The sequence below is a fragment of the Nonomuraea sp. NPDC050547 genome, from assembly GCF_044457345.1.
Classification (GTDB): Bacteria; Actinomycetota; Actinomycetes; order Streptosporangiales; family Streptosporangiaceae; genus Nonomuraea.
Window position 1 is genome coordinate 25,411 of sequence record NZ_JBITGW010000024.1, and the last position, 21,767, is coordinate 47,177.

At 71.5% G+C, this 21,767-nt stretch carries 15 protein-coding genes; 7 read left to right on the top strand and 8 right to left on the bottom strand.

Features of this window, described 5'->3' with window-relative positions:
* The first annotated feature begins 59 nt into the window (after positions 1–59).
* Positions 60–1,190: an acyl-CoA dehydrogenase family protein gene (locus ACIBHY_RS45480; protein WP_397309979.1), complete on the top strand. Its 1,131-nt coding sequence runs from the start codon at positions 60–62 to the stop codon at positions 1,188–1,190.
* A gap of 173 nt (positions 1,191–1,363) precedes the next feature.
* Here ACIBHY_RS45480 and ACIBHY_RS45485 read toward each other — a convergent pair whose 3' ends face one another.
* Together ACIBHY_RS45485 and ACIBHY_RS45490 are read right to left on the bottom strand one after the other, a co-directional pair.
* Positions 1,364–3,832, bottom strand: coding sequence for an FtsX-like permease family protein (locus tag ACIBHY_RS45485; protein ID WP_397309980.1), 2,469 nt, complete (start codon positions 3,830–3,832; stop codon positions 1,364–1,366).
* Entirely contained in the window at positions 3,832–4,605 is a 774-nt protein-coding gene (locus ACIBHY_RS45490; RefSeq protein WP_397253198.1) for an ABC transporter ATP-binding protein, read from the bottom strand. The genes ACIBHY_RS45485 and ACIBHY_RS45490 overlap by 1 nt, the downstream gene beginning before the upstream one ends.
* Before the next feature lie 397 nt (positions 4,606–5,002).
* Between ACIBHY_RS45490 and ACIBHY_RS45495 the strand changes: the two genes are divergently transcribed.
* From ACIBHY_RS45495 to ACIBHY_RS45515, 5 genes are all read left to right on the top strand, one after another.
* The gene (locus ACIBHY_RS45495) at positions 5,003–10,249 is read left to right on the top strand and encodes an amino acid adenylation domain-containing protein (RefSeq protein ID WP_397309981.1); all 5,247 of its coding nucleotides are present in this window, start codon (positions 5,003–5,005) and stop codon (positions 10,247–10,249) included.
* A gap of 133 nt (positions 10,250–10,382) precedes the next feature.
* Positions 10,383–10,997 (top strand): TetR/AcrR family transcriptional regulator, encoded by a 615-nt coding sequence (locus tag ACIBHY_RS45500; RefSeq protein WP_397253194.1) that lies wholly within the window; start codon positions 10,383–10,385, stop codon positions 10,995–10,997.
* Between the two features lie 10 nt (positions 10,998–11,007).
* On the top strand, positions 11,008–11,466 hold the full coding sequence (locus ACIBHY_RS45505) for a dihydrofolate reductase family protein (RefSeq protein ID WP_397253192.1): 459 nt from the start codon (positions 11,008–11,010) through the stop codon (positions 11,464–11,466).
* Between the two features lie 102 nt (positions 11,467–11,568).
* Positions 11,569–11,868: a type II toxin-antitoxin system Phd/YefM family antitoxin gene (locus tag ACIBHY_RS45510; protein ID WP_397253190.1), complete on the top strand. Its 300-nt coding sequence runs from the start codon at positions 11,569–11,571 to the stop codon at positions 11,866–11,868.
* Complete coding sequence (locus ACIBHY_RS45515) at positions 11,865–12,104, top strand: hypothetical protein (RefSeq protein ID WP_397253188.1); 240 nt, start codon at positions 11,865–11,867, stop codon at positions 12,102–12,104. Before ACIBHY_RS45510 ends, ACIBHY_RS45515 begins: the two co-directional genes overlap by 4 nt.
* A gap of 98 nt (positions 12,105–12,202) precedes the next feature.
* On the opposite strand, the gene ACIBHY_RS45520 is transcribed toward ACIBHY_RS45515, so the two are convergent.
* Positions 12,203–13,606 (bottom strand): PLP-dependent aminotransferase family protein, encoded by a 1,404-nt coding sequence (locus ACIBHY_RS45520; RefSeq protein ID WP_397309982.1) that lies wholly within the window; start codon positions 13,604–13,606, stop codon positions 12,203–12,205.
* 49 nt (positions 13,607–13,655) lie between these two features.
* On the opposite strand from ACIBHY_RS45520, the gene ACIBHY_RS45525 reads away from it, so the two are divergent.
* Positions 13,656–14,825, top strand: a complete 1,170-nt coding sequence (locus ACIBHY_RS45525) for an aminotransferase class V-fold PLP-dependent enzyme (RefSeq protein WP_397253184.1) — start codon at positions 13,656–13,658, stop codon at positions 14,823–14,825.
* Positions 14,826–15,097: 272 nt separating this feature from the next.
* On the opposite strand, the gene ACIBHY_RS45530 is transcribed toward ACIBHY_RS45525, so the two are convergent.
* Genes ACIBHY_RS45530 through ACIBHY_RS45550 form a run of 5 tightly spaced genes read right to left on the bottom strand, consistent with a single transcriptional unit; the run spans position 15,098 to position 21,713 of the window.
* Entirely contained in the window at positions 15,098–17,440 is a 2,343-nt protein-coding gene (locus tag ACIBHY_RS45530) for an Ig domain-containing protein (RefSeq protein ID WP_397309983.1), read from the bottom strand.
* Between the two features lie 21 nt (positions 17,441–17,461).
* Positions 17,462–18,742 carry a Gfo/Idh/MocA family protein gene (locus ACIBHY_RS45535; protein WP_397253180.1) on the bottom strand — a complete coding sequence of 427 codons (1,281 nt, stop codon included), beginning with the start codon at positions 18,740–18,742 and terminating at the stop codon, positions 17,462–17,464.
* Positions 18,739–19,548, bottom strand: a complete 810-nt coding sequence (locus tag ACIBHY_RS45540) for a carbohydrate ABC transporter permease (protein WP_397309984.1) — start codon at positions 19,546–19,548, stop codon at positions 18,739–18,741. Before ACIBHY_RS45540 ends, ACIBHY_RS45535 begins: the two co-directional genes overlap by 4 nt.
* The gene (locus tag ACIBHY_RS45545) at positions 19,545–20,444 is read right to left on the bottom strand and encodes a carbohydrate ABC transporter permease (protein WP_397309985.1); all 900 of its coding nucleotides are present in this window, start codon (positions 20,442–20,444) and stop codon (positions 19,545–19,547) included. Before ACIBHY_RS45545 ends, ACIBHY_RS45540 begins: the two co-directional genes overlap by 4 nt.
* Entirely contained in the window at positions 20,445–21,713 is a 1,269-nt protein-coding gene (locus tag ACIBHY_RS45550) for an ABC transporter substrate-binding protein (RefSeq protein WP_397309986.1), read from the bottom strand.
* Positions 21,714–21,767: the final 54 nt, after the last annotated feature.

The window sequence follows — 21,767 nt, forward strand, 5'->3', positions numbered from 1 at the left end:
CGGGATTCCGGGGACGAGCGCTGTCGATGTGCCCACCGCCGTCTGCCTAAGATCACGTCATGCCGGATCAGAAGAGGGAAGCGCATCCGCTGGGCTCGCCGCCGGAGGAGCAGCACTGGGTGCGGACCGCGGCCGAGCTCGCCCAGGAGTTCGCCAGGACCGCGGCCGCCTACGACGAGAGCACATCGGTCCCGCGCGAGAACCTGGAGATGCTGCACGCCGCCGGCCTCGACGCGGCGCTGCTGCCCGAGCGCCTCGGCGGGCAGGGGCTGAGCTACCGGAGCTACGGCGAGATCGTGCGGCTGCTCGGCGCGGCCTGCCCGGCCACCGCCTGTATCTGGGTGATGCACATCGGGGCGGGCGTGGGACTCGCGGAGATGTCGGCGCCGGAGGCGGGGCGCTTCTACGCCGACGAGCTGATCGCCGGGCGGCGCTTCGCCAACGCGCTGTCGGAGCCGACGGGCGGCAACCTGTTCCTGCTGCCGCAGCAGCACGCCCAGCCCGCTCCCGGCGGGTTCCGGCTGTCGGGATCCAAGCGGTTCACCTCCGGGTGCGAGATCGCCGACCATTTCCTCGTCAACGTGCTGGTCGACGGGGTGCCGGCGTTCTTCGGGGTGGAGGCGGGCGAGTCGATCCGCTACCTGCCGATCGGCGACACCCTGGGCATGCGGGCCAACGGCAGCCGCCTGGTCGAGTTCTCCGGCACCCTGCTGCGCGAGGACCGCCGCTGCCCGCCGCCGCCGGGGCCGCGGCCGAACCACATCGGGTCCGGGATCGCGTTCCTGTCGCTGGGGATCGCCGACGCGGCGGTCGTGGCGCTGGTCGCGCACGCCCGCGGACGCACGATCCCCACGACCGGCGAGCCGCTGTCGGCGATGCAGTGGCTGCGGTTCGACCTGGCCACGGTCCACAGCCAGCTGGAGGCCGCCGGCATGTACGCGCGGCACATGGCGTGGCTGGCCGACCAGAACGACCCCGGGTTCAACTCCGCCACCCTGCGGGCCAAGGTGCTGAGCAACCAGGTCGCCATCGACGCCGCCCAGCTCGCCCTCAAGGCGGGCGGCGGCTCCGGCTTCCTCAGCACCTCGCCCATCCAGCGCATCCTGCGCGACGCGTACGCGGGCTGGGTGATGGCGTACTCGGTCGAGGTCTGCCGCGACCGCGTCGGGGACGAGCTGTTCAGCGACTGAAGGCGGCGCCCGCGGACGGGTCAGCGCGGCGGCCGGCCGTGGAGTACACGGACGGTCGTCAGGAAGCTGAAGACGCCCGCCCGCCGCGCACGTAGGTTCCGGCGATCTCGTCCAGCGGGCCGGCCTCCCCGTCGGCCGGGTGCTGGACGAGATCCCCAAGGCCCGCGATCACCTCACTCGGTCGCCACCGCCTCGATGGGCGGGCGCCGCGTGCTCCGCCAGGCGGGGACCAGCATGGACACCAGGGCGAGCGCCGCCGCCGCCGCGACGATCGACACGAACGTCAGGGGAGAGCCGGACGGCAGCGGCGTCCCCTTCACCACCAGGCTGAACGGCACCAGCGTGGTGGCGGCGGCGATTCCGCCCAGGAGGACGCCGATGATCGCCACCAGCGCGCCCTCGACCAGGACCATGCGCATCACCTGCCCGCGGGTCGAGCCGGTCAGGCGTTGCAGGCCGAACTCACGCCGCCGCGCGAGCGTGGCCATGACCTGGGTGTTCACCACCGCGATCACGGTGTACGCGGCGATCATCCCGACCAGCGCGTAGTTCACCCACGCCCCGAGCGCCGCCTGGTCATGGAAGGAGCGCAGCTGTGCCGTACGGTCGCCCAGGACGACGTCGTGACGGCCGGCCGCGAAGTCCCGCAGCGCCCCCGTGTCAGCGGACCGCACCAGGAGCTGCGTCGGCAGCCCCGCGGACGTGTGCGGGGCCAGCGTGCGCACCGGCATGAGCAGCGTCTCGAACCCCGGCCGGGCGGAGACGGTCGCGATCACCTTCGCCGCCAGGGGGGACCCGTCGCCCAGCCGCAGCTTGACCGTGTCACCCACGCCCACGCCCCAGCGCCGCGCCAGCGGGGACGGCAGCGCCACGGTGTCGCCGGCGAGGGCGGACAACGATCCTCCGGTCACCGTGTACCCCGTCGTCTGGCTCACCCCGTCCGCGCTGACACCCTGGACCGGCCTGCCCTCGTCGGATCCGTCGGCCGGATCCATGACGAACACCGACGACGACACGACCTCGGACACCGCGCTCACCCCGGGCACCGCACGGACCCGTTCGGCCACGGCAGGGGAGATCCCGCCCGCCGTCGCCGTCAGCACGGCGTCCGCGCGCAGATTCTCGGTGTACGCCCGCTGCGCCGCGTCGGTCATCGTGCTCTGCAGGAAGATGTTGGCGGTGGCGATCCCGGTGGCGAGCATGATCGGCGTCGCGGCCGCGGCCACCTTGACCGTGTACGCCCCGGCATTGATCATCGCCAGCCTGCCCGGCTCACCGGAGACCATCCCCAGCGGCCGGCGCAGCAGGCGTACGCACACCGTGGTCACGCCCGGCGCGATGAGCGCGAGCCCGATCGCCCACACCATCGAGGTCGGACCGGCCGTGGCCGCCGCGACCGGCCCCTCGAACACGGTCACGGTCGCGACCATGAGCACGATGCCGCCCGCGAACGTCAGCGACGCCAGGATCGCCCGCGGCCGGGTCAGCCAGCGCCGCTGGATCGCCGCCTCCGCCAGCGCCTGGGTGGGCCGGATCCGGGCCGCCCGGTGGGCGGCGATCAGTGCCGCGCCGGCCGCGCTGAGCAGGCCGACCCCGACCGCGACGAGGACCGGCAGCACGCCCTGTTGGTAGGTCAGCTGCGGCGGCGTCATGCCGGCGCCCGCCATCAGGCTCAGCAGCCACTTCGCGAGCAGGACGCCGGGCAGGCACCCCAGCGCCGACGCGACCGCGGCCAGCAGCGTCGACTCGCCCAGCACCATGGCGCGCAGCTGGCCCGGCGTGGTGCCGATCGTGCGCAGGAGCGCCATCTCCCGCTCGCGCTGCTGAATGGACAGCACGAGTGTGGAGGCGATGACGAACACCGCCACGGGAACGGTGAGCCCGCCGGTGACGCCGGCGAGGATGACCAGCATGGTCCCCGCCGCGGCGACCTCGGGAAACTCCGAGACGCCGCGCTCGTTCCCGGTCAGCAGGACCGCGCCCGTCCCCTTGACCACCTCCGCCACCCGGCGCGACAGCTCGGCGACGTCGGCGCCCGGGGCCGCGACGACGCCGATCAGGTCGGCCCCGCCGGTGCCCGACAGCCGCGTCACGTCGGCGGTGGCGAAGTAGACGCCGTCGCCGGCGACCGTGCCGCTGACCCGGTACCGGCCCTCCTCCCCCCGGGCCACGAGGTCCACCGAGTCACCCGTCCGCACGCCGTACCCGCTGCCGAGGACGACCTGTCCCGGCGTCGGCGCCGAGCCGTCGGCGAGCGTGGACGGGGCGAGCACGCTGGTCGCCCAGTCGTGCCCGCTGACCTGCCTGCCCCGCAGCGAGACGGGAACACTGACATCCGGTACGGCGGCGCCGACCCCGGGCAGGTCACGGATCCGGTCGGCGAGCTCGCGCTCGACCCGTACCCGCTCGGGCAGGAGCGCCGTCTCCGCCTCGTCGCCGCCGCCCGGCAGCTCCAGGGTCTTCCCGGCGACGACGTGGATGTCGGCGGCGGCCAGGCGCTGCAACGGCGCCCTGGCACGCACCCCGGTCTCCATCAGCGCCCCGGTCGCGAACACGATGACCGCGCCGAAGAACATGGCGACGAACGTTCCGACGAAGGCGCCCCGGCGGTGACGCAGCGAGCGCAGAGCGATCCCGAACATCAGCGTCCCCCCGCCACGGCGTTCCCGGCGGCCCACGCGCCGAGGTGGGTGAGCCGGTCGGCCACCGCGTCGGCGGTCGGCCGGGCCAGCGAGCCGGCGAGCCTGCCGTCGGCCAGGAACACGACCTGGTCGGCGTACGAGGCCGCCACGGGGTCGTGGGTGACCATGATGATGCTCTGGCCGCTGTGGTCGACGGCCGAGCGCAGCAGGTCAAGCACTTCCCGCGCGGTCCTGGTGTCGAGGGCGCCGGTGGGCTCGTCGGCGAAGATCACCGCGGGCCTGGTGACCAGCGCCCGCGCGATCGCCACCCGCTGCTGCTGACCGCCGGACAGTTCGGCGGGCCGGTGGCCCACCCGGTCCGCGAGCCCGACCCGGCGTACCACCTCGGCGACCAGCGCCCCGTCGGCCTTCCTGCCCGCGAGCCGCAGCGGCAGCGTGATGTTCTCCGTCACGTTCAGCGCCGGTAAAAGGTTGAACGCCTGGAAGACGAAGCCGATCCGCTCGCGCCGCAGGCCGGTCAGCGCACGTTCCGACAGAGTGGTCAGGTCGGTGCCGTCAAGGGTGACCGATCCTTCCGTCGGCCGGTCCAGCCCCGCCGCGCAGTGCAGCAACGTGCTCTTGCCCGAGCCCGACGGTCCCATCACCGCGGTGAACGTCCCCTTGCGGAAGCCCAGGGTGACGCCGTCGAGCGCGGTCACCCCGCTGTCCCCGTGCCCGTAGATCTTGCGTACGCCGCTCAGGCCGACGGCCACCGGCGCGTTGTTCACGTCCATCTCTGCCCCCTTGTCCTTGCTCTGGCCATGAGCGTAGGGAGCGGGCCGCCCCGAGACGATCATGCTGGCGGTACCCAGGGGGTAGGGGCAGCACTACCACGCGTCTCCGCCTCAAGAGATCCGATGTATTGACCCGAAAATCGACACAAGGTAAGGGCTTCCATAATAGTAAAGTTTGTTAACTTGCGCCCTCGTGTGCTGGTGCTATGGGGTTGCGGAGGCTCCGGGATCCGCGATTGTGGCGACTTGCGGCAGGAATAGCGGACGTGCGAAACTGGCGTGGGTTTAATTGGAAAGATTCTTTCCAGTAAGGCCGCTCCCCGTCCGAAGGCCGGCCGGTCGATGCCCCCTTTTCCGCTATACATCCAATGTCTTCACGCGTCTTGGAGGTATCGCCATGACCACCGACCACGCGGTCGCCGGCCGTGCTCAGGTGCTGTCGTCCGGGCAGGAGCGGTTGTGGTTCCTGAGCCAGCTCGACCCGGGCAGCGCCTCGTACAACATGTTCGTCACCGAACGCCTGCACGGGACGGTCGACGCAGGCGCGCTCGAACGCGCGCTCGTCACGGTCGCGGCCAGGCACGAGGTGCTGCGCACCCGCTACGCCGACGAGGACGGACGGCCCGTCGCGATCGTCGACCCGCACCCGCGCGTAACGCTGGCCAGGGCCGACCTGGAGGGCGCCGGCGTGGAGGAACGTGCCGCGCGCCTGGTGACCGAATGGACCGGGCGGCCGTTCGACCTGGTGGAGGACCAGCCGCTCCGGGCCTGCCTGATCCGGCTCGGAGCGCGCGAGCACATCCTGGTCGTCGTGCTGCACCACATCGCCGCCGACGGCTGGTCGCTGGGCATCCTGCTGGGCGAGATCAGCCGCTGCTACAACGGTGAGCCTCTGGGCCCGCCCGCCCCGCAGTACGCGGCCCACGCGCGCGAGCAGCGTGAGAAGGACACCACGCCGCCCGCCGCTCTCGTCGCCCGCCTCACCGGAGCGCCGGACCTGGAACTGCCGGCGGACCGGCCGCGCCCGCTGGTCAAGACCACGGCGGGCGGCCGCGTGGTCACCACCCTGCCCGCCGGGCTGAGCGAGCGGATCGGGCTGCTGGCCAGGCGGGAGCGGTGCACGCTGTTCATGACCTTGATGGCCGCCTTCCAGGCGCAGCTGTCCCGCTACAGCGGCCAGCACGATGTGTGTGTGGGCACGCCGATCTCCACCCGCGACAGCGAGGAACTGGAGCCGGTGATCGGCTTCTTCCTCAACACCGTGGTGGTGCGGACCGATCTGTCGGGCGACCCCACGTTCCGCGAGCTCATGCGCCGGGTGCGCGGCACCGCGATGGAGTCGTTCATGGCCGCGGACGTGCCCTTCGACCGGCTGGTCGAGGCGCTGGACGTGCGCCGGGACCTGAGCCGCACACCGCTGTTCCAAGCCGAGCTCGTGATGGGCGCCGAGACGACGGGCGTGCTCGGACTCGACGGCGTGACGGCCGAGCCCTACGACCCCGGGACCGCCCGCGCCAAGTTCGACCTGACGCTGGAGGCGTCGCCCGGCGCCGGCGGGTTACGGCTCTTCCTCGTCTACAGCAGCGACCTCTTCGACCACGCCACCGCCGAGCGCTTCTGCGGCCACTTCGTCAACCTGCTGCGCCAGGTGGCCGGCGATCCCGGGTTACGGCTGTCGGAGCTCGAACTCGCCGGGCCCGGGGAACGCGCCCTGCTCGACGCGTGGAGCAGGGCCGAGCCGGTGCCCCCGCCGGCGCGCACGCTGCACGGGATGGTCGAGGCGACCGCCGCCGCGTGCCCTTCGGCCCCGGCCGTCGTCCAGGGCGAGCGCACGCTGACCTACGCCGAGCTGGACGGCCGGGCCAACCGGCTCGCCATGATGCTCAGGGACAGCGGTGTGGGCGGGCAGGACCGGGTGGCGATCTGCCTGGAGCAGTCACCTGAACTGGCCGTGGCCGTGCTGGGCGTGCTCAAGGCAGGTGCCGCCTACGTGCCCGTCGATCCCGAACAGCCCGCCGACCGGCTGGCGTACCTGCTGGCGGACTCGGGCGCGGCGGCGCTGGTGTCCGACCGCCGGGTGGGCGGATTCGACGGCCCGGTGCTCGACGTTCCCGCGGCCGGCGCCGGGCCGGTCGGGGCGCCGGCCGGACCGGCCGACCTGGCGTACGTCATCTACACCTCCGGGTCCACCGGGCGGCCCAAGGGCGTGGCCGTCCAGCACCAGCAGGTCCTCAACTACCTGTCCGACGTGCGCGAACGCTTCGGCGTCGTGGACGGGGCCCGGTTCGGGCTGCTGCAGTCGCTCTCGTTCGACTTCGGGATCACGGTCTTCTACCTGGCGCTCATGACCGGCGGGACCGTGGAGCTCTACCCGTCGCGGATCTCCGGCACCGAGTTCGCCGACCACGGGCTGGACTACCTCAAGATGACGCCCTCCCACTTCGGCGCGCTGGCCGCCGAAGTGGCGCCGGAACGGCTGCTGCCCCGCCGTACCCTCATCTTCGGCGGCGAGGGGTCGAGCTGGCAGCAGACCAAGGAACTCGCGGCGCTGGGCCGGTGCGAGATCGTCAACCATTACGGCCCCACCGAGACCACCGTGGGCGTCACCACCTACACCGTCACCCCCGACGACGAGGTACGCGGCCCGGTCACGCCCATCGGCCGCCCGCTGGGCCACGCCCGCGTGTACGTGCTCGACGCCGGCATGCGCCCGGCGCCGATCGGCGTGGCCGGCGAGCTGTGCGTGGGCGGCGATCGGCTGGCCCGCGAGTACCTCGGCCGGCCCGACCTGACCGCCCAGGCGTTCGTGACCGTCCGTGGCGAGCGCCTCTACCGCACCGGCGATCTGGCCCGCTGGCTGCCCAGCGGCGACCTGGAGTTCCTCGGCCGCCGCGATCTGCAGGTGAAGATCCGCGGCTACCGGGTCGAACTGGGCGAGATCGACGAGGCGCTGCGGAAACTGCCCGGCGTGGCGTACGCGGTGGCCGACGCCCGCGGCGCGGCCGGATCCAAGGAACTGGTCGCCTACCTGGTGGCCGACGGCCAGGCCGTCCCGGTCGGCGAGCTGCGCCGCGAGCTCGCGACCGCGCTGCCCGAGTACATGATCCCCACGCGCTACGTCTGGCTGGACCGGCTGCCGCTGAAGTCCCACGGCAAGGTCGACCGGGCCGCGCTGCCCGAGCCGGAAGGCGAGCGCCCCGAACAGGGCGTGGCCTTCGAGCCGCCGTCGGGACCCGTGGAGGAGACGATCGCGGCGGCGATGGCCGAGGTGCTCGAGCTGTCCCGGGTCGGCGCGCTCGACGACTTCTTCGACCTGGGCGGGCACTCCCTGCTGGCCACCCGCGTCATCGCCAGGCTCCGCCGCGACCTGCCGGAGGAGTGCGCGCCGGTCAGCGTGATGGACCTGTTCCAGCACCCCACCGTGCGGAGGCTGGCCGGGGTGGCCGCCGCGCCGTCCGCGCGGCGCGGGCTGCTCTATCTGCTCACCCCGCCCGGGCCCGCCACGCGCACCCTCGTCTGTGTCCCGTACGGCGGGGGCAGCGCGGTGGTCTACCAACCTCTGGCCGGCGCCCTGCCGCGTGGCACGGCGCTGTACTCGGTGGCCGTGCCCGGCCATGACCTGGGCCTGGAGGAGGAGCCCCGGCCGCTGGCGCAGGTGGCGGCCGAGTGCGCGGCGGAGATCCTGGAGAAGGTGGACGGGCCGCTTTCGCTGTACGGGCACTGCGGGGTCGGTGGCGCGCTGACCGTGGAGATCGCTCTCCTGCTGGAGCGGGCCGGTCGCCAGGTCGAGACCGTGTATCTGGGCGGGATCTTCCCTTTCGCCAGGCCGACGCGCGGGCTGCTGGGCCTGTGGGCCAAGGTCACCGGCGGCGGCCGGTGGCGCAGCGACCGCGAACAGCTCAACTGGCTGACCTCGATGGGGGCCGACCTGGGCGATCTCGACGAGGAGCAGCGGGCGTTCATCGTGCGCAACATGCGGCACGACGCACGGCAGGCCGAGGAGTACTTCACCGGCCTGCTGCAGGCGAACGTCCCGTCGCGGCTGCGCGCGCCCATCGTGTCGATCGTGGGCGAGCAGGACCCGACGACGGAGTACTACGAGGAGCGCTACCGCGAGTGGCACTTCCTGACCGGGAACACCACGCTGGCGGTGATCGAGGAAGCCGGTCACTATTTCCTGAAATATCGGGCGGATGAGCTGGCGGCGATCGTGTCCCGCGAGCCGCTCGCCCCCGGCGACGGCGGCGCGGGGTGGAGCGTTTCCTCCAGCTCCGCCTCCGCCTCCGTCTCCGGCGGCGTGCGGGCCCCGGACGCGGGGCCCGAGCCGAGCGTGCGGCGGTTCCTGGCCGTGGCGCTCGGGCAGATGGCGACGATCACGGGTGCGACGATCACCGAGTTCGCCATCCCCATCTGGATCTACCTCACCACGGGGCGACTGGCCCAGATGGCGCTGATGACCGTGCTCGCCGTGATCCCGGGTGTGCTGGCCGCACCGCTGGTCGGCGCCATCGTCGACCGGTCGAGCAGGCGGGCGGTGATGCTCGCGGCCAGCCTGGCCGGGCTCGCCATCCAGTCGGCGGCCGCGATCCTGCTGTTCACCGACGGGCTCGACACCTGGACCCTGTATCCGCTGCTCACGCTTCTGTCCGTGGCGCTGGCCTTTCAGCGGGTCGCGTACTCCTCGGCGATTCCCCAGCTCGTGCCCAAGCGCTACCTCGGCCACGCCAACGGCGTGGCGCAGATGACGGCGGGTGTGGCCCAGTTCGTCGCCCCGCTGATGGCCGTGGGACTGATGTCGGTGATCGGCCTGGGCGGCATCCTGATCGCCGACATCGTGGGATACCTGGTGGCGGCGACCGTCCTGGTGCTGATGCGCTTCCCCGCCACGCTCGCGCACCGGCGCAGGGAGACGGTCGGCGCCGAGATCAAGGCCGGTTTCCGGCTGTCGATCGGCAACCGGGACTTCCGGGCGATGGTGACGTTCTTCGCGCTGCTGGCGGTCGTGCTGTCGCCGGTCTTCATGCTCTACTCGCCGCTCGTCCTCTCCTTCGCCGGGCTGCCCGAGGTCGGCACGGTGGCGCTGTGCGGCGGTGCGGGCGCGGCGGCCGGCGGCCTGTGCATGAGCCTGTGGGGTGGCCCGCGGCGCAGGCGGATGACCGGCATGCTGCTGCTCACCCTGGTGATCGCGGCGTCCTGCGTGATCGTCGGCCTGACCCGGTCGCTCGTGCTGATCGGCATCGGCGCGTTCGGGGTGTCGCTCGGACTGGCCCTGGTCAACGGCGTGTACGCGACCATCGTCCAGGTGAAGGTGCCCCAGCGCTACCACGGCCGGGTGTTCGCCCTCAACCAGATGGTCGCCTGGTCCACGATCCCGCTCGGGGTGGGCGTGCTGACGCCGTTCGCGGAGCGGGCGCTCGAACCGCTCATGCTGCCCGGGGGAGCGCTGGCGTCCACCGTGGGCACGGTGCTCGGCACCGGTCCTGGCCGCGGCGTCGCGCTGATCTACGTCATCTTCGGCTTGTCCATCGCGGTGCTGGTGGCCGGAGCGCTCAGGACCAAGGTGCTCGCCCGGTTCGACGACCGGGTCCCCGACGCGACCCCGGACGATCTCGTCGGAGTGGCGCGGATCAGGGAGGGCGGATGACCTGGTTCCGCGGGTTCTCCGCGCCGGCTCGGCCGATGGATCTCGTGCGCGGGAAGGTCGTGCGCCGGTCCGGGCGGTGGTGGCGAGCGGGCACCCAGCGTGAAGCCCCGGCGCTCCGGGTAATCTCGGCAGGATGAGGGCGGCCAGGCGTGACGGGATCCAGCGGCGCAACGAGATTCTGGATGCCGCGTTGCAGTGCTTCGACCGGCAGGGCCTGCTGGCCACGGGGATCGAGGACATCCGCCGTGCCGCCGGGGCGAGCCCGTCAAGCGTCTACCACCTGTTCGGCGGTTTCGGCGAGCTGACGCTGGCGCTGCTGATCCGGACGTTCGAACGGGCCGGCGCTCACCTGGAGAAGGACGTCCTCGCCTCGGCCACCGCGCGCGACGCGGTTCGCGCCCTGGTCAACGCGCACCTGGCGTGGGTGGAGGGGAACCGGGTGGAGGCCCGTTTCATGTATCAGGCCATGGCGCTGGAGCTGGCGGCGGATCGTGCCGCGGAGCTCGCCGACGCGAAACAGCGGTTGCTGGCGCCGGTCATGGCGCGGCTGGCACAGGTCGCCGGGCCGGGGGAGCTGCCGGAGTGGACGCCGGAGCAGCTGCAGACGGTACTGCTCGGGCCGAGCCACGACGCGTGCCGGCGGATGCTGGCCACCGGCGAGGGCGATCTCGCCTGGGCGCGGGCCGTGCTGCCGGAGCTGGCCTGGCGGTCGATCCAAATAGTTGGAAGTTCTCTCCAACTAGAGTAGGGTCCCTCTCATGAGGACGATCCTTTACACGTCGATCAGCCCCGATGGCCGTCTTCACCGCGCCGAAGACGGCCACCGCATTCCGCCCGCCATCCTCATGGATTTCCTGACCACCGCCCGGGAGACGGGCAACCTCGTCATGGGCCGGGGGACCTTCTCCCTCATGGCGCTCCCGCCGGAGCTCGCCGGCGTCGACGTCGTCGTGCTGTCGAGGCAGCGGCAGGACCTTGAGGGGGCGCACGTGGCCGCTTCCCCGGCCGAGGCGCTGCGCCACCTCGAAGCCCTCGGGCATGACACGGCGCTCCTCGCGGGGGGCGCCGAGACGTACGCCGCGTTCGTGGAAGAGGGGCTGGTGGACGAGGTCCGGCTCAACCTCCTGCCCTCAGGCGGCGCGCCCGTCCGCCCGCTCAGGACCCGCAACCTGAGCGACGGCACCTTGCAGATGGCGGCCGCCGTCGGCAGGGACTGAACTCACCTTGTACATGTTGAGCAAGCTGTGCAGCATGGACACTTTGCCGTACGGTGGAACCGCAGGAGCCACCCGGGCAGAGGAATCCGCAGGAGAATCACCATGGCCACCACCGACCCGATGGGCATCGCCGAAGCCCGAAGTCAGCTCGGCACGCTGGTGGCGCGAGCCGTGCACGGCCACCAGCCCACCACCATCCGCCGGTCCACGACGGAGCGGGCCGTCCTGATCTCCGAAGACGACTATGAGGAACTGCTGCGCGCCCGCCGTGAGCTGGAGGCCGGCCACGTCGCCGAGGCGATCGCCGCGCACGGCCGCGGCGAGCGCGAGATGGTGACCTACGACAGCAGGGCCGCCCTGTACGCCGACCTCGGCCTGCCCGCCCCCGGCGAGCGCTCTTGAAGCGTCTCCTCCACGTCGACCTTCCCGTCCGCGACATCCTGCGTCGGGCCGCGCTCGGCCTGCGTGCGGTCATCGCGGACACCCTGCTCGATCTGATCGAGGACCCCGAACCGCTCGGCGCTACGCCGTACGGCGGCATCCCGGACGCGCTCGAGCTCCGCACCGACACCTTCCGCCTGATCTACACCCACGGCCCCGATCACGTCTCGGCCTGGGTCCTGGAGATCAACACCTGATCACGGCTCGACCTTGTCCGCACCGGCTACGACCGCGTGGTGGCCATCAAGACCGTGGCCGTGGGCATTCATCCCCAGGGGCCACCGCGGCTGAGTGGTCAAGCGGGCCCGGGGTGGATCACCGCGAGCCGCTGTACGGCTTCGGTCAGTTCGGCCTGGTCGGCGGTGGCGGCGAAGCCGAGGCGCAGGTAGGCCGCCGGGAGTTCGGTGGCGAAGTAGCGGCTGCCGGCGCTGACGGCGACGCCGTGCTGACGGGCCGCGGCGGCGATCACGGTGTCGTCGGCGCCGTACGGCAGGCCGACCCACAGATGGAGCCCGCCCGTGGCGACACGGGTGAGGGCCCAGCCGGGAAGGTCGCGCGTGACGGCGGCCGCCAGCGCCGCGCACCGCTCCCGCAGCGCCGCGGCCAGCGAACGGAGGTGCCGTTCCCACGTGGGAGAGCTGAGGAGTTCGAGCGCCGTTTCCTGCAGCGGGCGGGTGACGAAGAAGTCGTCGACCAGGCGGATGGCGCGCAGGCGTTCCATCACCGGGCCTCGGGCGACCAGGGCGCCGATGCGCAGGCTCGGCGCCGCCGGTTTGGTGAGCGAGGTCAGGTAGATCACGGTGCCGTCGCGGTCGTCGGCCAGCAGGGGCGGCGGTACCGGCGTGCCGTGGCCGAGGTGGCGAGCGAAGTCGTCCTCGATCACGAACGCGCCCGCCGTCCTGGCCGCGTCGATGATCTGCCGCCGGCGTTGGGGGGCCAGCACGGTGCCGGTGGGGTTGTGGTAGGTCGGCTGGCAGTACAGCAGGCGGGCGCGGGTCATGGCGAAGGCGTCGGCCAGGAGGCCGGGCTGCAGGCCGTCGGCGTCCATGGGCACCGGCACCGGGCGCAGGCCCGCCGCCCTGGCGGCGGCGATCGCTCCCGGATAGGTGGGCGACTCCATCAGGATGGGGTCGCCCGGCGCGGCGATGGCGCGGAACGCCATGGACAGGGCGCTCTGCCCGCCGGAGGTGACCAGGACGTCGTCCGCGCTCACGCCGTCACCGGCCATGGTGGCGAACACGCTGCGCAGCGCCGCCAGGCCGGCGGCGGGCGCGCGGTCCCAGGCGTCGGGGCGGCGGGCCGCCCGCGCCAGCGCCGCGGTCAGGATCTTGCCGGGCCGCAGCGATCGATGCAGGTAGCCGCCGTCCAGCATGATCGTCCCCTCGGGTGGCGCGCCGAGGGCGTCGGTGAGGACGCGGGTGTCCACGCTCCGGTCGGCGAGGGTGACGGTCTGCCAGGCGGTGTCGGTCACGGCGGCGCGCCGCTGGAGGCGTGCCGCCACGTACGTGCCGCTGCCCGGACGGGTGATCACCACGCCCTCGGCGGCGAGCGTGGCGATCGCCTGCGACACGGTGGCGGGGCCGACCCGGTGGAGCTGGATCAGCTCCCGGCTGCTGGGCAGACGGTCGCCCGGCGACAGCCGGTCGATCATCGCGCGCATGCTGGCCGCCAACTCCGCCGAACTGCTACTGTCTGACATGAGAGACAATAGTAGCGCTTCCAGCGTTCCGGCAGAATCGCTTCTGGACGTGACGGCCCTGCGCGCGGACACCCCCGGTGCCGCCGACGTCGTGCACTTCAACAACGCCGGTTGCGGCCTGCTGGCCGCGCCCGTGCTGGCCGTGATGCTCGACCACCTGCGGCTGGAGGCGAACATCGGCGGCTACGAGGCCTCGGCCGCCCGCGCCGGCCAGGTCCGCGAGTTCTACACCGAGACCGCCGCATTGATCAACTGCGCTCCTGAGAACATCGCCTTCGCCGGTAGCGCCACCCACGCGTTCTCCACCGCCCTGTCGGCGATCCCGTTCGAGGCCGGTGACGTCATCCTCACCACCCGCAACGACTTCATCTCCAACCAGATCGCCTTCCTGTCCTTGGCCAAGAGGTTCGGCGTGCGGGTCGTGCACGCGCCCGACCTGCCCGAAGGCGGGGTGGACGTGGCGGCGATGGCCGCGCTGATGCGCCGGCACCGCCCGCGGCTCGTGGCCGCCACCCACATCCCCACCAACTCCGGCCTGGTCCAGCCGGTCGCCGACATCGGCCGGCACTGCCGCGAACTGGACCTGCTGTACCTGGTCGACGCCTGCCAGTCCGTCGGCCAGTACCCGATCGACGTCGCGGAGATCGGCTGCGACCTGCTCACCGCCACCTGCCGCAAGTTCCTGCGCGGTCCGCGCGGCTCGGGCTTCCTGTACGTGTCCGACCGGGTGCTGCGCGCGGGCTACGAGCCGCTGTTCATCGACATGTACGGCGCGCGCTGGGTCGAGCCGGGCCGCTACCGGCCCGTCGAGACGGCGGCCAGGTTCGAGGACTGGGAGTTCCCCTATGCCGCCGTCCTCGGCTGCGCCGCCGCCGCACGGTACGCCCGCGAGGTCGGCATGGACGCCATCGCCCGCCGTACCCCGGCCCTGGCCGCGAACCTGCGCGACAGGCTCGCCGAGCTGCCCGGGGTCCGGGTGCTGGACCACGGCCGGCGATTGGGCGCCCTGGTCACCTTCGCCGTCGGCGGCTGGCGGCCGGAGCCCTTCAAGGCGGCCCTGGACGCGCGCCGCATCAACTCGGCGCTCAGCTTCCGCCACTTCGCGCAGTTCGACTTCGGCGACAAGGACGTCGACTGGTGCCTGCGCCTGTCGCCGCACTACTACAACACCGAGCAGGAGGTGGACCAGGTCGTCGCGGCCGTCGCCGGCCTCGTCTAGATGTACTGACCACGGAGGTCGGGTACGCGGGTGGCTGGTGGGTGGCCGCTGAGTGATCGCGTCCCGGCCCTGGTCGGCCGATACGGCGTAGTCGATCGCGTCGCAGCGCAGGCCGTCGCCAACGGCCGCGGGGTGAACTCGTTGTGCGCCAGGCCGTGCCAGTCGCCGGTGTCCGGATCGACCCACAGGCCGGTCAGCCCGCAGATCCCGGCACTTCAGGGACTTTGCGCCCCGCGCTGTTGCCCTTTCCGGGGTGACCGCGACGACGCTCTCTAGCGGCGCACGGTCAGTTCATAGGTGGCCTTCGCGGGGGCAAGCCCTGCCGTGCTGTGGGCGGTAACGGTGAAGGTGGCCTTCCCGGTGTGCCGGGGAGTGCCGATGATGCCGCCCGTGTCCTGGTTGAGGGACAGGCCCTCGGGCAGGGCGCCGCCGGTGAGCTCGTACCTGATCGTGGCGGGGGTGTTGGTGGTGAGTCTCGCCGCGTAGAGCCGGTGGCGGGTGGCGGCGGGCAGGGCGGTGGTGGTCAGCGCCGGGGCCGGCACGGTGACCTGCTGGGGTGACCCGATGGGCCGGCCCGACGCGTCGAGCTCCTGCAGCGACCACTTCTGGCCGGCGGTGACGACCGAGAGGCGCCAGTTGGTGCTCTTGTCGAGGAAGCGGGTCTTCTGCTCCTCGGTGAAGGCGCCGAGGTTGCGCGCCGTCTCCCATTGGTTGATCGCGTCGAGCACCTTCCTGGCGTTCTCGCCGCCGGAACGGAGGCTGGACAGCGAGGTCTGGAACCCGGCCCCCGCGTTCAGCCCGGCGCCGCGTGCCAGCTTGCTCTCGATGCTCAGCAGCGGCTCCGATCCCTTGAGGCTGATCCAGCCGAGCATGCCGGGCAGGAAGTTGGCCCGGTAGAAGGCGTTGTTGACGAAGACCTGGTCCATGCTGGTCACGCCGACCTCGCCCCAGCTCGCCCGGGTGAGGGCGTCCCAGGTGTTGGAGGTCATGCGGCTGGTCTCGGTGATGTAGCCGTCCTTGGCCTTGAGCTGGCGGAAGTTTCCGTTGATCAGCCGGGCCTGGCCGTAGTTGCCCCATCCGGACTCCGAGGCCGACTCCACGCCGTCGTAGGAGTGGGACATGATGCCGGTGGTGTTCCAGGCCGTGGCCAGGCGGGTGGCGATCTCGTCGATGACGCCGAGGCCGCCGATGGCCCCCGCGTACGAGTTCATGATCATCCTGGCGGCCTTGTCCCCGGCGGCGTGGGAGGCGGCCGGCGAGCCGGCCTGCGCTCGCTTCAGGCCGCTCACGACCCACTCGTCGCCGTCCTGGCGCGCCTCGCCGTAGGTGAGGAGCTCATCGCCGATCCGCAGCGCCTTGAAGTGCAGGCCGGGGGCGAACGGCGCGCCGGAGTCGACGTACATCGTGGTGTCGGCGGCCGCCAGCGGGCGGGTCAGCCGGGCACGCTGGCCGGAGGCGAGCCTGCTGTCGGCGGGCGCGGGCTGGACGTAGCGGTCATCGAGACTGATGAAGTCGGAGATGGTGTGGACGCCGAGCCGTACGCCTTCGGCCTTGGCCAGATCCACGGTCCGCTTCGCGCCCTCGTCGGAGCCGCCCATACCCGCGTCGAACCGGTAGTGCCCGGTCGTCTTCCACGGCCCCACGGCGTTGGGCAGCGAGTAGAGGTAGCCGATCCCCGCCGCCTTGGCGTACGTGGCCGCCTCCTGGACGTTGTGCGTCCGCAGGTCGCTCAGGACGAGGAAGGACTGGCTGCTGGCCTGCGCCGTCTTCTGCCACTGACCGTTCTGCGTGGGGTACGGCAGGCCCTCACCCTTGGCGATGTTCGCCAGGACCGTCGGGGTGAGCTCCGGCGCGGCTCCGAACAGCGCGATCTCCGACCCGGCCACCTTCCCCTCGTCGCCGGCCAGCGGGCCGACGGGAATGGGGTAGCCGCCGAGGTTATGCCGCTGCCGTTCCCTGGTGTAGTCGTAGGTGAAGGCCCGCAGCACCGAGCCCCAGCCGGTCCTGCCCGCCGCGCTCCACTCCTCGTGCGGCGCGACCTGCAGGTCGGAGGGGTTGCCGGCGACCTCGCTCTCCCAGCCGAGCTCCTGGTACTCCTGCGGCCAGGCGCCCTCGGTCCGGTCGGCCAGCGGCCGCAGGCCCACGGCGAACGCCTCGTCGCGGACCACGCCGACGGTCTCGCCGACGGTGCGCGTGATGGAGGTGGCCAGCGGGCCCCACAGCAGGGTCTGCACGTCTCCGTCGGCGCGGACGTCGGTCGCGGTGAGGGTGGTGTAGCCGGGCTTGGCCACGACCTTCACCTCGACCGTGAAACCCTCGCCTCTGAAGGTCAGCCGGTCGTGCCCGCGCCGGTGGACCCGGGTCGGCCGCAGCTGCCTGCCGTCGACCACCAGGCTGACCAGGGAGGCGGACTTGCCCGCCGCCAGGTAGTCGGTGCCGGTTCTGGTGTCGCGCAGCCCGGTCACGGTGCCGGCGCGGTCGAGCTCGATGCCGAGGTAGCCGGCGGTGATGCCCGGCGCGCCGCGGCCGGTGCCGGCCGCGGCGGCGTCCGTCATGATCAGGGGCAGCGCTCCGGCCGCCAGTACCGCGGTGGCCAGCTTTCCAAGATGACGCATGAACTTCTCCTTGCTGGGGGATCAGAGGTGTTCGAGCCGCCCCAGGCGGCGGGCACGTTCGGCGGCGAAGACGACCCGGTGGCTGTCGACGCTCTCCTGGATGCCGGACAGGATCAGGTCGGGGCGGCCCTCGTGCAGGGCGGTGACGAAGGATTCGATGAGTGACTCGTCGCCGCCCGCGTGGCCCTCGGCGGTGGTGGATCCGCCGCGCGAGGTGTCGACCGTGGTGGTCCGTTCGGACGCGAAGTCGTAGACGTGGATGAACCGGCCGTCGCCGGTGAGCTGGCCGAGCGTGCCGAAGATCTTGGTGTGGCGGTTCTCAAGGGGTGTGAAGGCCGTCATCGTGAACGAGGCCGTGGCGCCGCCCTCGAACTCCATCCCGACCACCTGGTGGTCGACGACGTCGTTGTCGCTGGCGTAGACGCACCTGCCGTACGGCCCTTCGGCCAGCGCCCGGGTGACGGCCTCCTCGGTGAGCACTCCGCCGGACATGACCCGGGTGAAGTACCGCTTGGTCCCGCCGTGCCGCAGCCCGTCGCGGTAGAGCGTGACCGCCGAGTACGCGCAGCTGTCGCGCAGCGGGCAGTCCAGGCACCGCTCGGCCGCCCCGGCGGGCCGGTTGGCCGCGGTGAAGTGCTTCAGCCCTCCGAAGGAGGAGACCGTGGTGACCTTGCGGCCCACCACGGCCGTCAGCCAGTCGATGTCGTGGCAGGACTTGGCCAGCAGGGCGAAGGCCGTCTCGTCGGCACGCCGCCAGTTGCCGCGGACGAAGGAGTGCGCGAAGTGGTAGAAGCCGATCGGTTCCAGGTGCTCCACGCTGACGATCTCGCCGATCCGCGGGAGCAGCTCGCGCAACGTCCTGGTGTACGGGGTGTAGCGCATGACGTGGCAGACCGCGATCGTGGCGCCCGTCCTGGTGGCCGCCTCGCCGACCGCGAGGACCTGCTCCTCGACCGGGGCGATGGGCTTTTCCAGCAGGATGTCGTAGCCCTGCCCGGCGAAGACCTCGGTGGGCTCCAGGTGGTCGGCGTCGAGGGTGGCGATGATCACCGCGTCGGCGACGCGGCCCTGGGCCGCCATCGTCCGCCAGTCGTCGAAGATCCGGTCGGGCTCGAGCGCGTGCCGTACACCGAATCGATCGCGGACGGCGGCGCGCGGCTCGGCCACGGCGACCACCCGCACTTTGTCCGGATGACGCGCGGCCAGTTCGGCGTAGGCGGCCCCGCGGGCGCCCGCGCCGGCCACGGCCAGCGTGACGGGCCGGTCGAGCCGCTTCCCGGCATGGTCCTTCAGGTTGATCATCCTTTGACCGCTCCCCCGGTGAGTCCCTTGACGAAGTGCTTTTGCAGCAGCAGGTAGAAGATGAGGATGGGCAGCGCCGAGAGCACCATCAGGCCGAACATGCCGCCGTAGTCCCGCTGGAACTGGCCGAGCGCCCGGTAGACGCCGACGGTGACGGTGGTGCCGCCGGCGGGGCCGAGGATGATCAGCGGGTTGAGGAAGTCATTCCAGATCCACACGCCCAGGAAGATCAGCACGCTCGCGGTGGCCGGTCGCAGCAGGGGGAAGACCACCCGCCAGAACGTGCCGAACCGGCCGGCGCCGTCGATCGCGGCGGCCTGCTCCAGCTCGATCGGGATGGCCCGGATGAAGCCGGAGAAGACGAAGACGCCGAACGGCACGTAGTAGCCGACGTTGAACAGCACCAGTCCGCTGATCGTGCCCATCAGGTGCGTCAGGTTGAGCACCTGGGTCACCGGCACCAGGATCACCTGCGGCGGGATCATCAGCCCGGCCAGCAGGACCAGCAGCATGACCCGCGCGAAGCGCGAGCGGGTGCGGCAGACGTAGTGGCCGAGCATCGCGGAGACGATCGTCAGCAGCACGATCGACAGCACCGTCACCGTGACGCTGTTGATCAGGCCGTTCCAGAAGAGGCCGTCGGGGCGGGTCAGGGCCTGGGTGAGGTTGTCCAGCGTGGGCGGGATCGGCGGCGCCGCGGGGGAGGCCGTGATGTCCGGGCCGTGCTTGAACACGTTGGCGACCACCAGATACAGCGGCAGGAAGAAGGCGGCGGCCACGCCGATCGCGAGCACCTTGCGGATCACAGGTCCACCTCCCGGCGGTTGAGCACCCGCAGCACCACGCCGGAGACGATCGTGATGATCACCAGCATGAGGACGGCCATGGCCGACGACTCGCCCGTGCGGTTGGCGGTGAAGCCCACCTGGATCACGTTGAAGGCCACCGTCGCGGTGGTGCCGACGCCGGGACCGCCCGCGGTGAGCACCTGGATGTGGTCGTAGGCCTTGAATCCGGTGATCAGCAGCATGACCGTGTTGGTGGTCAGCGCGGGTGCCAGCAGCGGCCAGCTCACCTTGCGGAACCGGATCCACGCGCTCGCCCCGTCGATCGAGGCGGCCTCGTGCAGCGACTGCGGCACGCCCTGGAGCGCGGCCAGGTAGACGACCGAGCAGAAGCCGAGCATCTGCCAGCTGATGATCATTCCGATCGAGTACAACGCCAGATCGGGATCCGACAGCCAGCCGATCCGGGCGCCGAGCAGCCGGTTGATCAGGCCCTCGTCCTGCAACATCGCCATCCAGACGACGCTGACCACCACCGAGCTGAGCACCACGGGGACGAAGAACACGCTGCGCAGCGCGTTGTAGAGCCGGCCCTTGCGGTCCAGCAGGACGGCGACGCCGACCCCGGCCACGTTCGGCACGATCACGATGATCAGCGTGAGGATCGTGGTGACCTTGAGCGAGGTCAGGAAACCCGAGTCGGTCAGCAGCCGCAGGTAGTTGTCCAGGCCGACGAAGCGGGCCGTGGGAGTGAACAGGTTGGCGTTGGTCAGGCTGTACCCGAGGCTGAGCAGGATCGGCGCCAGCACGAAACAGGCGTAGACCAGCAGTCCCGGGGCGACGAAGCTCAGCAGGTAGGCCAGCCTGTCCCAGGGGACGGCCGCCTTGCGGGCGGCCGCGGGAGCGGTGCGAAACATCTACTGGCCGCCCGCCTTGGCCCACTCCTCGTCCAGGACCTTGGCCGCCGTGTCGCCGTCGGTCTCGCCCGCGATGATCTCCTGGGCGAGGGCGAAGACCTTGTCGCCGACGCCGGGCAGCAGGGCGTCGTCGCCCGTCTCGACGGTGAAGGCGTTGACGACGGTTCCGGACCTGAGCACGTCGAGGGTGGCGTTGTAGACCGGGCCCATCGGCGGCGGCTGGTAGCCCTTGACGGCGATGATCGCGGCGTCGGTCTTGACCAGCACCGCGTTGTTGCCCGGGTCCTGGTTGAACTCCAGCGCGAAGGTCCTGGCCGCTTCGAGGTTCTTGGACCTGGCGTTCACGATCGGCCCGCCGCCGGTGAAGGCGGGAACCACGACCTTGCCGTCGTCGGTCGGCCAGGCGAAGACGCCGACGTCGAAGGCGGGCTTGTTGGCCTCCGCGGAGGCGGCGAACCACGAACCCATTGGGTACATGGCTCCCTTGCCGTCCAGGAACGCCCTCTCGGTCGAGGGATAGTCGCGGCTGAGCCCCGCCTTGTCCACGTATCCCCGCTTGACCAGGTCGGCGAACTTCCGTGTGGCCTTCACGAAGAGCGGGTCGCTGAAGCGCACCTGCCCGGCCCGGCGCTTGAGCAGGAAGTCGGGCTGCCGGGCGTAGACGTCCGAGCCGACGAGCGCCATCCAGAGGTAGCCGGCCGCGAAGGCGTCCTTGCCGCCGCCGCCCACGACGAACGGGTTGACGCCCTTGTCCTTGAGCTTGCCGGCGATGTCGAGCAGGTCGGCGTACGTCTTGGGCGGCGCGCCGACGCCGGCCTCGGCGAACAGCCTCTTGTTGTAGTAGACCAGCGGCGTCGGCTGGGTGTTGTAGGGGAGCTGGTAGATCTTCCCGCCCAGCGGGTTCGACCGGGGGAAGTCGTAGTTCTTCAGCTCCTCGTCGCTCCAGGCGTACAGGTTGCCGCTCTCGGCGAACCCGCTCGGCGCGATGGCCTGCATGACGTCGGGCAGCTGCCCGGAGGCCAGGAGTTGCTTGGCGTAGGCGTTGCGCTCGCCGGCGCTGGGCGCCACCAGCTTCTTCACCGCGATGTCCGGATGCTTGTCGGTGACCCGCTTGATCGCCGCGTCCCAGTACTGCGGGGTCAGGTTGGGCGTCTCGAACGTGAGGAAGGTGACCTCCTTCTTCCCGCTGGGCACCGGCTGTTGGCTGCCCGCTGGGGCACACGCGGCGAGTGCCAGTGCGGCAGCGGTGAGGACCATGGCCTTCTTCATGGTGGATATTTTTAGTAGGTCTTCAAATAATTCACAATGCCCTACCATCAAATC

What these genes read in the sequence shown, in the direction of transcription:
- ACIBHY_RS45530 (WP_397309983.1), bottom strand. Translation starts at nt 17,440, where the DNA reads ATGCGTCATCTTGGAAAGCTGGCCACCGCGGTACTGGCGGCCGGAGCG.
- ACIBHY_RS45505 (WP_397253192.1), top strand. Translation starts at nt 11,008, where the DNA reads ATGAGGACGATCCTTTACACGTCGATCAGCCCCGATGGCCGTCTTCAC.
- ACIBHY_RS45520 (WP_397309982.1), bottom strand. Translation starts at nt 13,606, where the DNA reads ATGTCAGACAGTAGCAGTTCGGCGGAGTTGGCGGCCAGCATGCGCGCG.
- ACIBHY_RS45495 (WP_397309981.1), top strand. Translation starts at nt 5,003, where the DNA reads ATGACCACCGACCACGCGGTCGCCGGCCGTGCTCAGGTGCTGTCGTCC.
- ACIBHY_RS45550 (WP_397309986.1), bottom strand. Translation starts at nt 21,713, where the DNA reads ATGAAGAAGGCCATGGTCCTCACCGCTGCCGCACTGGCACTCGCCGCG.
- ACIBHY_RS45510 (WP_397253190.1), top strand. Translation starts at nt 11,569, where the DNA reads ATGGCCACCACCGACCCGATGGGCATCGCCGAAGCCCGAAGTCAGCTC.
- ACIBHY_RS45535 (WP_397253180.1), bottom strand. Translation starts at nt 18,742, where the DNA reads ATGATCAACCTGAAGGACCATGCCGGGAAGCGGCTCGACCGGCCCGTC.
- ACIBHY_RS45490 (WP_397253198.1), bottom strand. Translation starts at nt 4,605, where the DNA reads ATGGACGTGAACAACGCGCCGGTGGCCGTCGGCCTGAGCGGCGTACGC.
- ACIBHY_RS45500 (WP_397253194.1), top strand. Translation starts at nt 10,383, where the DNA reads ATGAGGGCGGCCAGGCGTGACGGGATCCAGCGGCGCAACGAGATTCTG.
- ACIBHY_RS45480 (WP_397309979.1), top strand. Translation starts at nt 60, where the DNA reads ATGCCGGATCAGAAGAGGGAAGCGCATCCGCTGGGCTCGCCGCCGGAG.
- ACIBHY_RS45545 (WP_397309985.1), bottom strand. Translation starts at nt 20,444, where the DNA reads ATGTTTCGCACCGCTCCCGCGGCCGCCCGCAAGGCGGCCGTCCCCTGG.
- ACIBHY_RS45485 (WP_397309980.1), bottom strand. Translation starts at nt 3,832, where the DNA reads ATGTTCGGGATCGCTCTGCGCTCGCTGCGTCACCGCCGGGGCGCCTTC.